The sequence below is a fragment of the Rhodanobacter sp. Root179 genome (assembly GCF_001428465.1).
Lineage (GTDB): Bacteria > Pseudomonadota > Gammaproteobacteria > Xanthomonadales > Rhodanobacteraceae > Rhodanobacter.
This window is the reverse complement of sequence record NZ_LMHR01000063.1, coordinates 1-15121: the sequence shown is the minus strand read 5'-3', so window position 1 is coordinate 15121 and position 15121 is coordinate 1. Positions and strand designations below refer to the sequence as shown.

Here is a 15121-nt window from a genome sequence, read left to right as displayed (position 1 = left end):
GATCCGCATGAAAACCTCCGAAATCCGTTCCGCCTTCCTCGATTATTTCCGCTCCAAGGACCACACCATCGTGCCGTCCAGCTCGCTGGTGCCGTCCAGCGATCCGACCCTGCTGTTCACCAACTCCGGCATGGTGCAGTTCAAGAACGTGTTCCTGGGCAGCGAAAAACCCGGTTACGTCCGCGCGGCCGACGTGCAGCGCTGCCTGCGCGCCGGTGGCAAGCACAACGACCTGGACGCCGTGGGCTACACCGCGCGCCATCACACCTTCTTCGAGATGCTGGGCAACTGGTCGTTCGGCGACTACTTCAAGCGCGACGCGATCTCCTACGCGTGGGAGCTGCTGACGGAAGTCTTCAAGTTGCCGGCGGACAAGCTGTGGGTCACCGTCTACCATACCGACGACGAGGCCTTCGACATCTGGAACAAGCAGGTCGGCGTGCCGGCCGAACGCATCGTGCGCATCGGCGACAACAAGGGCGCACCGTTCGCTTCGGACAATTTCTGGCAGATGGCCGACACCGGCCCGTGTGGCCCGTGCACCGAGATCTTCTACGACCACGGTGCGGACATCGCCGGTGGCCCGCCCGGCTCGCCGGACGAGGACGGCGACCGCTACATCGAGATCTGGAACCTGGTGTTCATGCAGTTCGACCGCGCGCCCGACGGCACGCTGAGCCCGCTGCCGGCGCCGTGCGTGGACACCGGCATGGGCCTGGAGCGCCTCGCCGCGGTGCTGCAACACGTGCATTCGAACTACGAGATCGACCTGTTCGCCCACCTGATCCGTGTGGCTGGTGAACTCACTGGTACGCAGGACCTGGGCAACAAGTCGCTGCGCGTGATCGCCGACCACATCCGCGCCTGTTCCTTCCTGATCGTCGACGGCGTGCTGCCGTCCAACGAAGGCCGCGGCTACGTGCTGCGCCGGATCATCCGCCGCGCGCTGCGGCACGGCTGGATGCTCGGCGTGCGCGGCGACTTCTTCTGGAAGATGGTGCAGCCGCTGGTCGAGGAAATGGGCGAGGCTTATCCGGAGCTTTCGGCAAGGCAGGCCTTCGTCGAGGATGCGCTGCGCACCGAGGAACAGCGCTTCGGCGAGACGCTGGAGCACGGCATGCGCCTGTTCGACGACATCGCCGGCAAATCCGGCAAGATGATCCCGGGCGTCGATGCGTTCCGTCTTTACGACACCTATGGCTTCCCGGTCGACCTTACCGCCGACATCGCGCGTGAGCGCGGACTTGAAGTGGACATGGCCGGCTTCGAGCAGGCCATGAACGAACAGCGCGAGCGAGCCCGCGCCGCGGGCAAGTTCGAGGCCAAGGGGCAGATGCCGGCCGAGCTGGCCAGCCAGCTCAACCCCACCGTGTTCCTCGGCTACGAGGCGCTGCAGGGCAGCGGCAGCAAGGTGCTCGGCATCGTGCGCGGCGGCAAGCAGGTCGACCAGCTGGGCGAGGGCGAGGAGGGCCTCGTCATTCTCGATCGCACGCCGTTCTATGCCGAGTCGGGTGGCCAGGTCGGCGACACCGGCACGCTATCCAATGCGTCCGGCCGTTTCGACGTCGGCGATACGCTGAAGATGGGCGGCGTGTTCTTCGGCCACGCCGGCACCTGGCACGGCGACCAGCCGCTGCGGACCGGCGACCTGGTTGATGCCTCGGTCGACGCCTCGCGCCGCCAGGCCATCGTGCTCAACCATTCGGCCACCCATTTGCTGCACGCGGCCCTGCGCCAGGTGCTGGGCACCCACGTCACGCAGAAGGGCTCGCTGGTGGCGCCGGAGCGGCTGCGCTTCGACTTCTCGCACCACAAGCCGATGAGCGACGACGAGCTGGCCCGGGTCGAGGCCCTGGTGAACGCCGAGGTGCGCCGCAACGCGGCGGCCGAAGTGCACAACATGGGTTACGACCAGGCGATCGAGTTTGGCGCGATGGCGCTGTTCGGCGAGAAGTACGGCGACGAAGTACGCGTGCTGAAGATGGGCGATTTCTCCACCGAGCTGTGCGGTGGTACCCACGTGGGCCGTACCGGCGACATCGGCCTGTTCAAGGTCGTCAGCGAGGCGGGCGTGGCTTCCGGCGTGCGCCGCATCGAGGCAGTCACTGGGGCCGGCGCGCTGGCCTACATCGCCGACGAAGAGCGTCGTCTGGCCGAATTCTCGCAGCTGCTTTCCAGCAGCGGCGACGATGCGGTGGAAAAACTGCGCCAGCTGTTCGATCGCCAGAAGAAACTCGAACGCGAACTGGAATCCCTGCGCAGCAAGGCCGCCGGCTCGGCGACCGCCGACCTGGCCGGTTCGGCCACGGATGTCGATGGAATCAAGGTGGTCGCGGCCCGGCTGGAAGGCCTCGACGCCAAGTCGCTGCGCGACAGCGTGGACCAGCTCAAGCAGCAGTTGGGCGACTGCGTGATCCTGCTGGCCGGCGCGGCAGACGGCCGGGTCTCGCTGATCGCGGGAGTCCACGGCAAGGCCTTGGCCCGGATCAAGGCGGGCGACGTGGTGGCACACGTGGCGAAACAGATCGACGGCAAGGGCGGCGGCAGGCCCGACATGGCCCAGGGCGGCGGCACGGATGCGCCGGAGCTGCCGACGATCCTGTCGGTCTTGCCGGAGTGGATCTCGGCGCATTGATCCCTATCAGCTTTTGCGTGTGCCATTCGTCACGACCCTGGCAGATTGCACAGGGGAATCGTGCTCAGTTACTATCGAAACAGTGTCGACGCGGTCGGAAACGCTCGTGTCGCCAGTCAGGACGCCAAGGAGTGTTTTGGCTGTGAGCCGGGAAGGCGGGGTAGGGCCTTCGACGGATCATTCGTCGAACTGCGGAAAGACGGACGCTCAGGGGTGAGGCAACGTCGATCTGCAGGCCTGTGACCAACAGCTTTTATGGAGTAGCAAAATCATGTTGATTCTGACCCGCAGGGTCGGTGAGACCCTGATGATCGGCGACGAGGTGACCGTCACCGTTCTTGGTGTGAAAGGCAATCAGGTACGCATCGGCATCAATGCACCGAAGAATGTGGCGGTGCATCGCGAAGAGATCTATCAGCGCATCAAGGGCGAAAGCGAGCCCGGCAGTGGTCCCGACGAGTCCGTCGAACACTGATCGAGTGAATTAAGCCTTTACCTCGACCGCGCCGGTCAGTATCCTTGCCGGCTCCGCAGCAATGCGGAACAAAAACCCCGGAGAGATGCCCGAGTGGCCGAAGGGGCTCCCCTGCTAAGGGAGTATCGGGCTAAACACCTGATCGAGGGTTCGAATCCCTCTCTCTCCGCCAGATACGCAAAGCGCCCCGCAAGGGGCGTTTTGCGTATCTGGCGGAGAGAGGTGGTGGACGAACCAACCGTTCGACGAATTTGTCTGGAACAAATTCGGACAGCCGCAGGCTGGCCCTGGAGCGCGCAGCGCGGAAGGGTGAATCCCATGGATGGGATTCACAATCCCCGAACACCACGCCGCGTGAAACTCCATCAAAGCCGGCGTTGTGCGTATCTGGCGGAAGACGAACCCTCCGGTTACTCGGCACATCCTGTGCCTCGCCCTTCGGCCATCGGCTGCGCCGATGTTCGACTACGGCATCCTGCCTTTCGTCGTCGACAATTTTGTCTGGAACATTGTGGGCAGCCGCAGGCTGGCCCTGGAGCGCGCAGCGCGGAAGGGTTCGGCTCATGGATGGGCCGAACAATCCCTCGCGAACTCCACGTCATGGCATCGCCCATCGAAGCAGGCGTTTTGCGTATCCGGATGCGCCATCACGAAATCAAGAGCAACCCCACCCCAGCCCTCCCCTGCAAGCAGGGGAGGGAGCAGGGCGTGAGCTTGGTATCGTGTGAAACAAACAACGACAGCCGCAGGCTGGCGCCGGAGCGCAGCGCGCAGAGGTTCGGCCCAAGGATGGGCCAAACAGTCCCTCGCGAACTCCACGTCATGGCATCGCCCATCGAAGCAGGCGTCTTGTGTACCTGGCTGCGTCACCGCGAGATCAAGAGCGACCCACCCCATCCCTCCCGTGCAAGCTGTGGAGGGAGCCGAGCATGAACGCTGCGGCCCTTCATGCGACTTGATCGAAACGGCGCCAGCGCCGATCAAGTGCACGATGCGGCTCAGCCCACCGCCAACCCGCGCAGTTCGACGTTGCCGCGATCATCCACCCGCAACACCGAGCCGTGTTCGTACCAGTCTCCCAGCACGATCCGCTCGGTCGGCTTTCCATCCACCTCAAGGCGATGGATGGCGGGCCGGTGCGTATGCCCGTGGATCAATCGCGTCACGCCCGCTCGGCGCATCGCATCGGCTACGGCATCGGCGTTGACGTCCATGATGCTTTCCATGGTGCTGCCGGTGTGCGCCTTGCTGTCGGCGCGCGCCTTGGCGGCAAACGCGCGGCGCGCTTCCAGCGGCATCGCGAGGATCTGCGCGGCCCATTCGGGCGTGCGCACCTGGCGGCGCACGGCCTGGTAGGCGGTGTCGTCGGTGCACAGCACGTCGCCATGCATCAGCAGGGTGGGGCGGCCCTGCACGTCATGCACGACACCGTCGTCGAGCAGGGTCAGGCCGGCACGTTCGGCGAAGGCTTCGCCGAGCAGGAAGTCGCGGTTGCCGACCATGAAATAGACCGGCACGCCGGCGTCGCGCACCCCGCGCGTTGCGGCGGCGATGCGCGCGGGCAGTTCGGCGTCATCATCGTCGCCGATCCACGCCTCGACCAGGTCGCCCAGGATGTACAGGGCGTCGGCCTGACGGACTTCGTCGCTGGCCAGGTATTTTTCGAACAGCTCGGTGATCTGCGGTCGGCTGGCGTCCAGATGCAGGTCCGCGATGAACAGGGTGCTCATGGGCGGATCAGTCCTTGCCGGCGGGCTTGGCAACTTTCCTGGAAGCCTTCTTGCCGGACTTGGCCGCGTTCGCAGGCGTCGCCGACGACGCTGCCTTGGCGGGACTCGCGGCGCTGGCGGCGGAGGCTGGTGCCTGTTCGCCGATCACCCGGGCGCTTTCGATCAACACCAGCGGATTGGGCACGTCGCCGGCAAAGGGCCCCAGTGCGCGGGTCGGCATGGCGGCGATCTTGTCGACCACGTCCATGCCCTTGATGACCTTGCCGAACACGGTGTAGCCCCAGGTCAGCCCGCTCTGGTTGCCGGCGAAATCCAGCCGCCGGTTGTCGACCAGGTTGAAGAAGAACTGCGCGGTGCCGGAGTTCGGGTCCGCCCCACGGGCGACCGCCACCGTGCCGCGCAGGTTGGACAGGCCGTTGTCGGCCTCGCTGGCGATGGCCGAGCGGGTGCGCTTGGGCTGCAGGTCGCGGGTATACAGGCCGCCTTGCACCAGGTAGCCGGGAATCGCCCGGTGCAACAGCGTGCCGTCGTAGAAGCCGTCGCGGACGTACTGCAGGAAGTTCGCCACGCTCTTGGGTGACTTGTCCGGATACAGCTCCAGCGTGATCTCGCCTTGCGAGGTGGTCAGCACGACTTGCGGTGGCGGCGCCGGCGCGGCAGCCGGCGCCGGTTTGGCCGTCTGCGCGGTCAGCGTCAGCGGCAGTGACAGAAGCAGGATGGCGAGCAGGGATTTCAGCATGGGCATAAAGATGGTCGGGGCCTCGGGACATCATACGCGGCGACGCCGCGGCGCGGGTTCGCGTCAGCTGCCGGAAAGTTCCAGCCGCAGGCCGAGTTCGGCCATGGGCGCCTGTTCCTGTTGCAGGTCCGCTTCGCTGAGCGGGTGCTGCTCGAACCACGCGTGCGGCAAGGTCAGTCGCAGCGATCGGCTGCTGGCGGCCAGGCGCATCTGCGGCAGCGACTCGGCGCGACGTGCGCGGCGGAACAGCACGGCCAGGCGCAGCAGCGCCGTGGTGTATCGGGCCAGTGTGCGATAACGCTGCGGCAGGGCGGTAATCACCGGCTTGTCCGGCTTGCGCCGGTGCATGTCGACCACCGCGGCCAGCAACTGCTGCTCCTGCCGCGAGAAGCCGGCCAGGTCGGCGTGCCGCAGGATGTAGGCGCCATGATGGTGGTGCTGGCTGTGCGCGATGGCCAGGCCGATCTCATGCACGCGCGCGGCCCAGGAAAGCCACTCGCGCGCGTCGGCGTCCAGCTTCCAGCTGCGTGCCACCTGGTCGAACAGCATCAGTGCGGTCGATTCGACCCGGCGTGCCTGGGCGCGATCCACGCCATAGCGGCTGGCCAGTGCCTCGATGCTGGCAGTGCGCGGATCGCTGCCGCCGGCGCGGCCCAGCAGGTCCCACAGCAGCCCTTCGCGCATCGAGCTTTCGCACACGCGCAGCCGGTCGATGCCCAGCGCGGCAAACGCCGCTTCCATGATCACCACGCCGCCGGCGAGCACGGGCGCGCGGTCCTCGACCAGGCCGGGCAGCTTGAGCGTGTTGATCTGGCCGTGTTCGATCAGCACGTCGCGCAGCGAGGCCAGCGAGGCGGGGGTGATGCCGTCGTCGCAGAATTTCATTTCCTGCACGACCGAGCCGATCGACTTGGCCGTGCCGGAGGAGCCGTAGGCATCCTGCCAGCCGGATTCGCGGTAGTCCTCGGCGAACTGCTGCAGCAGCACGCCGATCTCGCTCACCGCGCGCTGCCAGCGCTTGCGGTTGATCTTGCCGCCCGGGAAGAAACGCAGGGTCGAGGCAATGCAGCCGGCCTGCACGCTCTCGGTGTGCAGCGGAGCCAGGCCCCGGCCGATGATGAACTCGGTGCTGCCACCGCCCACGTCGATGACCAGTCGCGGCTCGCGTGAAACGGGCAGGTCGTGGGCGGCGCCGAGGAAGATCAGGCGGCCTTCCTCGCGCCCGGAGACGACTTCGATCGGATGGCCGAGCGCGGCCTCGGCCGAGGTCAGGAAGGTCTGTGGCGAGGCGAGCCGGCGTACCGTGTTGGTGGCCACCGCGCGCACCCGTATCGACGGCAGGCCGGCGATGCGCTGGCCGAAGCGGGCCAGGCAGGCGATCGCGCGGGCGCGTCGTTCGGCGTCCAGGCTGCCGTCGGCGCGCAGGCCGGCGGCCATCCGCACGGTGTCGCGCAGGCGATCGATCACGCGCGGCTCGCCGTGTTCCATCCGCGCGACCACCATGTGGAAGCTGTTGGAACCCATGTCGATCGCGGCGATGAGTTCACCATCGCGGATCGGTGTCTGTTCGGCTGGGCTCACGCCGGGGCTCCCGCGATGGCAAAGGACGGATTCTCGCACGCGCGCGTGAAAGGCTTGCATCGGTTCATGGCGATCGGCTCACTTGCAGTAGCGTTCGAGCAGGCCCTGCTGGGCGCTGTACGGCGGGTGCTCGCCGGGAGTGGCGCGGACATAGCGACCATCGCTGCCCAGCAGCCAGGCCTGGGTGTTGTCGGCCAGGCCGTTGGCCAGGGTTTCCTCGAACACGCGCGCCGCCAGGTCCGGGTCCAGGATCGGAAAGGCCACCTCGATACGCCGCATCAGGTTGCGCTCCATCCAGTCCGCGCTGGCGCAATAGATCTCCGCGTCGCCATCGTTGGCGAACCAGTACACCCGGCTGTGCTCGAGGAAACGTCCCACGATCGAGCGCACCCGGATGCGCTCGGAGATGCCGGGCAGGCCGGGGCGGAGAGTGCACGCGCCGCGCACGATCAGGTCGATCTCCACGCCGGCCTGCGAGGCCCGGTACAGCGCGGAGATCACCCGCGCTTCATTGAGCGCGTTGAGCTTGGCCACGATGCGCGCTGGCCGACCCGCGGTCGCGTGGGCGGTCTCGCGCTCGATCTTCTCCAGCACTTTCGGATACAGCGTGAACGGCGAATGCAGCAGGCGCTTCAGGTCGATGATGGGTCCCAAGCCGGACAGCTGCTGGAAGACCTTGTGCATGTCCTCGCCGATCTCGGGGTTGGCCGTCATCAGCCCGATGTCGGTGTACATCCGGCTGTTGGCCTGGTGGTAGTTGCCGGTGGACAGGTGCACGTAGCGGCGCAGCGCCTCGCCCTCGCGGCGCACGATCAGCATCATCTTGGCGTGGGTCTTGTAGCCGACCACGCCATAGACCACCTGCACGCCGGCTTCCTGCAGCCGCGTGGCCAGGCGGATGTTGGCCTCCTCGTCGAAGCGCGCGCGCAGCTCGATCACCACGGTGACGTCCTTGCCGTGGCGGGCCGCCTCGACCAGCAGGTCGACCAGCGGGGTGTCCTCGCCGGCGCGGTACAGGGTCTGCTTGATCGCCAGCACCTGCGGGTCGGCGGTGGCCTGGCGCAGCAGGTCGATCACCGCCGCGAAGCTCTGGTACGGATGGTGCAGCAGCACGTCGTGCTGGCCGATCAGGTCGAACTTGTTGCGGTTGCTCTCGAGCGCCGAGGGCAGCTGCGGATTGAACCGCGGGAACTTCAGCTCCGGCCGGTCCAGCCAGTCGTAGATCAGGCCGGCGCGGATGATGTTGACCGGGCCGTCGCAGCGGTAGACGTCGGTCTCTTCAAGCTGGAAGTTCTCGATCAGCATCGCGGTGATCGCCTTCGGGCAATCGTTGGCGATCTCCAGCCGCACCGGCCGCGCGTAGCCGCGCCCGACCAGCTCCTCGCTGAGGGCCAGCGCCAGGTTCTCCACCTCGGCCTCCTCGACGATCAGCTCGCTGTTGCGGGTGACCCGGAACTGGTACGAGCCGACTACCCTGAGGCCGGGAAACATCAGGTCGACGAAGGCCTGCAGCAGTTCGGCCAGGAACACGAAATGCTCCCCCGGGCCGCTGACCTCGGCGGGCACACGGATGATCCGGGGCAATGAACGCGGTGCCCGCACCAGCGCCATGTGCCCCTCGTGGCCGAAGGCGTCGCGCCCCTTCAGCACCACCGCGATGTTCAGCGTCTTGTTGAGGATGCGCGGGAACGGATGCGCCGGGTCCAGTCCCAGCGGCGACAGCACCGGCAGCACCTCGTGCTCGAAATAGCCCTGCAGCCAGCGCCGCTGGCGCGGGTTCCAGCGTTTGCGGGTGAGGATGTGGATCTGCTCGGCATCCAGCTGGGGACCGATCTGTTCCTGCCAGGTTGCGTACTGCTCGGCGACCAGGTCGAGCACGCGACTGCGGATCTGCACCAGCAGGTCGCCGGAGCTGACCCCGTCGGGACCCGGTGCGGCCGAACCGTACGCGTGGTGGTGCTTGAGCATCGCCACCCGCACCTCGAAGAATTCGTCGAGGTTGCTCGCCACGATGCTCAGGTAGCGCAGGCGCTCGAGCAGCGGCACGCTGGGGTCGCGCGCCATCGCCAGTACCCGGAAATTGAATTCCAGCGCGGCCAGCTCGCGGCTGAGATACAACTCCGGTGCACCGGGACCGGTATCGGGCGATGGGCAACTCGGTGGTGTGGGCATGCTTCATTCTGGCCCATGACGTGCGCCAAATACATCGCGCCCGTGGCAGCGGCTTCATTCGCCGGCGTCGGGAGCCAGCAATCGTGCATCGCCGAAGTGGCAGGAAAAGGTGGAACCCGCACCGGCTTCGCTTTCGATCTGCAAGTGGGCCTGGTGCAGGTTCAGCACGTGCTTGACGATCGACAGCCCCAGTCCGGTGCCGCCGCTGTCGCGCGAGCGGCTGGAGGATACCCGGTAGAACCGTTCGGTCAGCCTGGCCAGGTGGCTGGCGGGGATGCCGAAGCCGGTATCGCTGACCGAATACACCGCGCCGCCGGGTTCGCGCCGCCAGCGGATCGCGATGCTGCCGCCGTTGGGCGTATAGCGCACCGCGTTGCTGACCAGGTTCGACAAGGCGCTGTGCAGGTCCTTCGGTGAACCGAACAGGTCCGCGTTGGCGGTGGATTCCAGGCTGATCTGGTGGCGGCCCTGGCTGAGCGCCTCGGCCTCCTTGCGCACGGTGGCCAGCAGGGCGGCCATGGGCACGCGTTCGTCGACCACCTCGTGCTGGGTCTCCAGTCGCGACAGGGTCAGCAGGTCCTCGACGATCTGGCCCATCCGTTTCGACTGCGCCCGCATCTCGGTGAGCACCGGCGCCAGCTCGGGCACGTCTTCGGGGTCCAGCAATTCGAGATAGCCGTGGATCACCGTCAACGGCGTGCGCAGCTCGTGGGAAACATTGGAGACGAAATCCCGGCGCACCTGTTCCAGTCGCTTCAGGTGGGTGATGTCGTTCGCCAGCAGCAATTGCTGATGCTTGCCGAACGGCAGCAGGGTGACGTTGAGCTGGCTCGCCTTGTTGCCGGGGGCGGCGACGTCGTCGAGCTGGTCTTGTGCCCCGTCGCGCAGCCAGTCGGCCAGTTCGGAGCCGGCCAGTCGTTCGGTCAGCGACTGGCCGCGATCCCCCGCCCGATCCAGTCCCAGCAGGTTGCCCGCGGCGTGGTTGAACCAGCGCACCTGCTGGTGACGGTCGAGCAGCACCACCGCATCCGGCAGGTGGTCCGCGGCCCGGCGAAGGTCGCGCAGGTTCGCGGCAAGCTGGTGCGCGCGGGTCATGAGTCGGTCATCGTGAGTGGCGCCGGCGGCAGCGGGTGCGGCCATCATGGCCTGCTGCAGATGACGGAGCCGGGTCAGCAGGAAGACGACTCCGAGGATGGCGGCGATGGCCAGCCCGATCCAGGCGGAACTTCCGGCCAGCCAGCCCAGTGCCGCCCCGGCGCACAGGATCGAGGCGAGGAACGTGGGGAGTTTCCAGTCAGGCATGCGGGAGCGGGGTCATCCGGGGGCGTATGCGGCGACCGCCAGCATCGGCAAAAGATCCTGGCGACGCAAGCGAGGCGGCGCCGTTCAGATGCTGGTGGAAAAGCGGTAGCCGGTGCCGCGCACCGTCTGCACCAGTTCATCCAGCTTCCAGGGCTCCAGCGTCTTGCGCAGCCGGCGGATATGCACGTCGACGGTGCGCTCTTCCACGTAGACGCTGCCGCCCCAGACGTGGTCCAGCAATTGCGCACGCGAGTAGACCCGCTCGGCATGGGTCATGAAGAAATACAGCAGCCGATACTCGGTGGGGCCGATCGCCACCGGCTCCTCGCCGGCGAACACCCGGTGTGCGGCCCCGTCGATGCGCAGACCGCCCAGTTCGATCACACCCGTGCCGTCGTCGCCCTGGCTGCGCCGCAGGACGGCCTTGATCCGGGCGACCAGCTCGCGGGTGGAGAACGGCTTCACCACGTAGTCGTCGACGCCGGCCTCCAGGCCGTTGACGCGGTCCATTTCCTCGCCGCGTGCGGTCAGCATGATGATCGGGATTTCGCGGCTGAGCTCTTCCTTGCGCAGGCGCCGCGCCAGCTCCAGCCCGCTCATGCCCGGCAGCATCCAGTCCAGCAGGATCAGGTCCGGCACCTGTTCGGACAGCGCCAGCTGGGCGGCGCGGGCATCGACCGCCTGCATGGTTTCCATGCCGGCCTTGCGCAGGGCAAAGGCGATCATTTCGCGAATCGAGGTTTCGTCTTCAACGATGAGGATGCGTTTGTGCACGCGGTGGTCTGCCGTGGCGGATGACGAAAGTATTGCAGCGAATCCATGTTACGCGGCGATGACAGTGCGGCACTTATTGCCGCGAATCATCGCCGGGACTGTCCGCGGTCCGGATCTTGCGCTTGTGCAGTTCCAGCACCAGCGGCGTCAGCTCGGTGATCCGCGCCTGGATGCGCACGCGGGCGTAGTAGTCCAGGTCGTCGCGCTTGAGCAGCCGCTTGAGCTGCTCCATGGCGTCGTACGGTCGGCCCGAGTAATAGCTCGCGTCGGCGTAGGCTTCGCCGGCGCGCACGCTGTCGCCGGCCTTGTCGCTGGCGCGGGCGTAGGTGCTGTAGATCTCCGGTTCGCTGGCATTGTCCAGCAGCGGCCGCAACTTGCCGGCGGCGAGCCGGGCCTGGTCCTTGTCGCCGCCGGCGGTGAGCGCATGGGCATACGCCAGCGCGACCGCACGGTTGCGCGGGGACTGGGTGTTGAGTTCCGAGTAGATGGCCAGCGCGGCGGCCCGCTGGCCGGCCTGCAGGCGGGCATCGGCCACGGCCAGCTTCAGCAGCAGGTTTCCCGGATGGTTGTCCAGCAGTGGCTGCAATTGCCCCATGGCCAGCGCGCCGCGGCCGCTGCGCGTCAGCGCCAGCGCGTAGCCGTAGTGATTTGCCGGGGTGTCGAAATCGCGTCGCGTCTGCAGGCTGGACGCGTAATACGTGGCCAGCCGCGTGGCGTCGCCGGCCAGCACGCGGGCGCGTTCGCGCATCAGCGCGTAGGTGTCCAGATCGCTTGGGCGGTGGGCAGCGAGCAGGGTGGTGGGGTCCTTCACGAAGGGGATCGGCGCCGTGCTCCTCGCCCATTGCTGCCGATCGATCCCGGTGGTGCCCACGCGCAGCTTCTGCGCGGCGATCAGCGCATCGGCGCGCGCCTTGGCGTCGCTGATCCGGCTGGTCGTCACCGGATGCGTCTGCAACAGCGCCGGCACGTCCTCGCCGCCGGCGCCGGCGCTCATCGCATCCTGCATGCGCTGGAAGAAGCCCGCCATCGCATTGGGGTCGAAGCCGGCCTTGGACAGCGTCTGGATGCCGACGCGATCGGCCTCGATCTCGTCCTTGCGGGTGAAATTGATCGATTTCTGCGCGATCAGCCCCTGGCCGCCGGCCAGCACGGCCATCGGTGCGTCGCCGCTGTGGTTGCTGGCCCCGGCGGCGATCGCGCCGAGCAGCACCAGGGCCATCAGCGGCGCATCCTTCTTCGAGTCCTCGAACGCACGCTGCAGGTGGTTCTGGGTGATGTGGCCGATCTCATGGGCGATCACGCCGGCCAGCTCGCTTTCGTCACGGGTGATCGTGAGCAGCCCCGAGTTCACCGCGATATAGCCGCCAGGCGCGGCGAAGGCGTTGATTTCCGGGTCCTTGACGATGAAAAAGGCGAAGTGTTCCTTCGGCTTGTCGCTGCTGGCGACCAGCCGGTAGCCGAGGTCGTTGATGTAGTCGTCCAGCAGCGGGTCGTCGACCACCATGTCCAGCGCGCGCATCTGGCGCAGCATGGAGGCGCCGTAATCCTGCGCCTCGCTGGGCGAAATCAGTGCGTTGGCCGAACTGCCCAGGTCCGGCAGGCGCATGTCCTGCTGGGCACTGGCGGTGCTCGCCAGCGCGGCGCAGAGCAGGGTGGCGAGCAGGCAGGGAACGGGACGTGGCGGCATGATCATGGGTTCGGCGACAATAGCATTGTGACCATGTCCTGCTGCGTCGGTTCACCGCAGCCGTCCGGCTTGAGCCGGGCGCGCGCGGCCCCATCTGCTGTGCAGTTCCCCATTGTTCGTGGAGTGTCGTGATGTCCAAGATCGAGGTCTACTCGACCGCCGTGTGTCCGTACTGCGTGTCGGCCAAGAACCTGCTGAAATCCAAGGGGCTGGAATGGACCGAGGTACGCGTGGACGCCGATCCCGCGCAACGCGACGCGATGCTGGCGCGCAGCGGCGGTCGCCGCACGGTGCCGCAGATTTTCATCAACGACCGGCACGTGGGCGGCTACGACGACCTGGTGGCCGCCGACCGCAGCGGCGAGTTGGCGCAATGGCTGGAGCAGGGCGCATGAGCGACAAGCTTGCCGAATTCACCGCCTTCCGCCAGCGCATGAACGAGCGCATCCTGGCCGAGGACAACCAGGTCGTGCGGCGTTTCTTCGCGCTGGACACGCAGACCTACAAGGCCGGCGCGCTGGACGTGAAGACCAAGGAGATGCTGGGCCTGGTCGCCTCGATGGTGCTGCGCTGCGACGACTGCATCAGCTACCACGTGGCCCAGTGCAAGGAGGCCGGCGTGCAGCGCGACGAGTTCTTCGAGGTGTTCAGCGTCGGCCTGGTGGTGGGTGGTTCGATCGTGATCCCGCATCTGCGCAGGGCGGTGGATTTCCTGGACAAGCTGGAAGCCGGCGAATCCGCCACGGCGGAATGCGCCGACCACGGCTGACCGTGCGCGGGAGCCCGTTCGCGGGCGAGGCTGTTCACCGGCGGGGAGGCACGGGAATGTCCCCCTGCGAGTTTCTGCAATGCTCCGTGCGAGGATTTGCAACGGTTTTCCCGGGCCATCGGCTGTCCGGGAACGGTTGCATGGGCGATAATGGGCGGTCTTGACCTGCGCCGTTCCATGCGCGCACGCAATCGTCCCCCAAGGAGTATCCCCATGAACAAAACCATTGCCGTGATCCCGGGCGACGGCATAGGCCCGGAGATCATGACCGCCACGCTGCGCGTGCTCGACGCGCTGGACTGCGGCCTGACCTACGATTTCGTCGACGCCGGCATGGTCGCGCTGGACAAGCATGGCGATCTGCTGCCCAAGGCCACGCTGGACAGGATCGCCGAGCACAAGGTCGCGCTGAAAGGCCCGCTGACCACGCCGATCGGCGGCGGCTTCACCTCGGTCAACGTGACCCTGCGCCGTCTTTTCGACCTGTACGCAAACGTGCGCCCGGCGGTGAGCTTCCCCGGCACCAAGTCGCGCTACGAAAACATCGACATCATCACGGTGCGCGAGAACACCGAAGGCGCCTACCGCTCCGAGGGCCAGACCCTGTCCGCCGACGGCGAGATCGCCGAGTCGGTGGCGCGCAACACCCGCAAGGGTAGCAGCCGCATCGTCCGCTACGCGTTCGAGCTGGCGGTGAAGAAGGGCCGCAAGAAGGTCACCGCCGTACACAAGGCGAACATCCTGAAGACCAGCTCGGGCCTGTTCCTCAACGTGGCGCGCGAGATCGCGAAGGAATACCCGCAGATCGAGTTCAACGAGATGATCGTGGACAACACCTGCATGCAGCTGGTGATGAAGCCCGAGCAATTCGACGTGATCGTCACCACCAACCTGTTCGGCGACATCCTGTCCGACCTGTGCGCCGGCCTGGTCGGTGGCCTCGGCCTGGCGCCGGGCGACAACATCGGCGAGCACGCGGCGATCTTCGAGGCGGTGCACGGCTCGGCGCCGGACATCGCCGGCCGCGGCATCGCCAACCCCTGCGCGCTGCTGCTGGCCGCCGCTGACATGCTCGATTACCTGGACATGGTGGCCAAGGGCGACCGCCTGCGCCAGGCGATCCGCGACACCATGACGAATGATCGCGACAGCGTGACGCCGGACATCGGCGGCAAGGGCAGCACCGACAGCTTCGCCGATGCGATCGTGAAGCGCATCAAGGGCTGAGCTGCGGTTTTTCGTCGAGCGTAAAAAAAA

At 66.8% G+C, this 15121-nt stretch carries 12 protein-coding genes and 1 tRNA gene; 6 read left to right on the top strand and 7 right to left on the bottom strand.

Annotated elements, in window-relative coordinates; all coding sequences use genetic code 11:
- The first annotated feature begins 7 nt into the window (after positions 1-7).
- From alaS to ASD82_RS05690, 3 genes are all read left to right on the top strand, one after another.
- Positions 8-2635 (top strand): alanine--tRNA ligase, encoded by a 2628-nt coding sequence (gene alaS / locus ASD82_RS05700; protein ID WP_056716717.1) that lies wholly within the window; start codon positions 8-10, stop codon positions 2633-2635.
- A 271-nt stretch (positions 2636-2906) separates the two neighbouring features.
- Positions 2907-3110 carry a carbon storage regulator CsrA gene (gene csrA, locus ASD82_RS05695; RefSeq protein ID WP_056716714.1) on the top strand — a complete coding sequence of 68 codons (204 nt, stop codon included), beginning with the start codon at positions 2907-2909 and terminating at the stop codon, positions 3108-3110.
- Positions 3111-3189: 79 nt separating this feature from the next.
- Positions 3190-3282 (top strand) — tRNA-Ser (locus ASD82_RS05690).
- Between the two features lie 826 nt (positions 3283-4108).
- Here the strand turns inward: ASD82_RS05690 and ASD82_RS05685 are convergent.
- The 7 genes from ASD82_RS05685 to ASD82_RS05655 all read right to left on the bottom strand — a co-directional run bounded on the left by ASD82_RS05685 (position 4109) and on the right by ASD82_RS05655 (position 13101).
- A complete protein-coding gene (locus ASD82_RS05685; RefSeq protein WP_056716713.1) occupies positions 4109-4840 on the bottom strand; it encodes a UDP-2,3-diacylglucosamine diphosphatase in 732 nt (243 codons plus the stop codon).
- Positions 4841-4847: 7 nt separating this feature from the next.
- Positions 4848-5579 (bottom strand): peptidylprolyl isomerase, encoded by a 732-nt coding sequence (locus ASD82_RS05680; protein WP_056716711.1) that lies wholly within the window; start codon positions 5577-5579, stop codon positions 4848-4850.
- A 63-nt stretch (positions 5580-5642) separates the two neighbouring features.
- Positions 5643-7160, bottom strand: a complete 1518-nt coding sequence (locus ASD82_RS05675; RefSeq protein ID WP_056716709.1) for a Ppx/GppA phosphatase family protein — start codon at positions 7158-7160, stop codon at positions 5643-5645.
- 78 nt (positions 7161-7238) lie between these two features.
- Positions 7239-9332, bottom strand: a complete 2094-nt coding sequence (gene ppk1, locus ASD82_RS05670) for a polyphosphate kinase 1 (RefSeq protein WP_056716707.1) — start codon at positions 9330-9332, stop codon at positions 7239-7241.
- Positions 9333-9386: 54 nt separating this feature from the next.
- On the bottom strand, positions 9387-10427 hold the full coding sequence (phoR, locus tag ASD82_RS05665; RefSeq protein WP_235580644.1) for a phosphate regulon sensor histidine kinase PhoR: 1041 nt from the start codon (positions 10425-10427) through the stop codon (positions 9387-9389).
- Positions 10428-10718: 291 nt separating this feature from the next.
- On the bottom strand, positions 10719-11408 hold the full coding sequence (gene phoB, locus ASD82_RS05660) for a phosphate regulon transcriptional regulator PhoB (protein WP_056716704.1): 690 nt from the start codon (positions 11406-11408) through the stop codon (positions 10719-10721).
- Positions 11409-11481: 73 nt separating this feature from the next.
- The gene (locus ASD82_RS05655; RefSeq protein ID WP_056716702.1) at positions 11482-13101 is read right to left on the bottom strand and encodes a M48 family metalloprotease; all 1620 of its coding nucleotides are present in this window, start codon (positions 13099-13101) and stop codon (positions 11482-11484) included.
- 125 nt (positions 13102-13226) lie between these two features.
- On the opposite strand from ASD82_RS05655, the gene grxC reads away from it, so the two are divergent.
- The 3 genes from grxC to ASD82_RS05640 all read left to right on the top strand — a co-directional run bounded on the left by grxC (position 13227) and on the right by ASD82_RS05640 (position 15091).
- A complete protein-coding gene (gene grxC, locus ASD82_RS05650) occupies positions 13227-13490 on the top strand; it encodes a glutaredoxin 3 (RefSeq protein WP_056716700.1) in 264 nt (87 codons plus the stop codon).
- Positions 13487-13864, top strand: coding sequence for a carboxymuconolactone decarboxylase family protein (locus ASD82_RS05645; RefSeq protein WP_082585256.1), 378 nt, complete (start codon positions 13487-13489; stop codon positions 13862-13864). Before grxC ends, ASD82_RS05645 begins: the two co-directional genes overlap by 4 nt.
- A gap of 213 nt (positions 13865-14077) precedes the next feature.
- On the top strand, positions 14078-15091 hold the full coding sequence (locus ASD82_RS05640; RefSeq protein ID WP_056716695.1) for an isocitrate dehydrogenase: 1014 nt from the start codon (positions 14078-14080) through the stop codon (positions 15089-15091).
- The last annotated feature ends 30 nt before the right edge of the window (positions 15092-15121 follow it).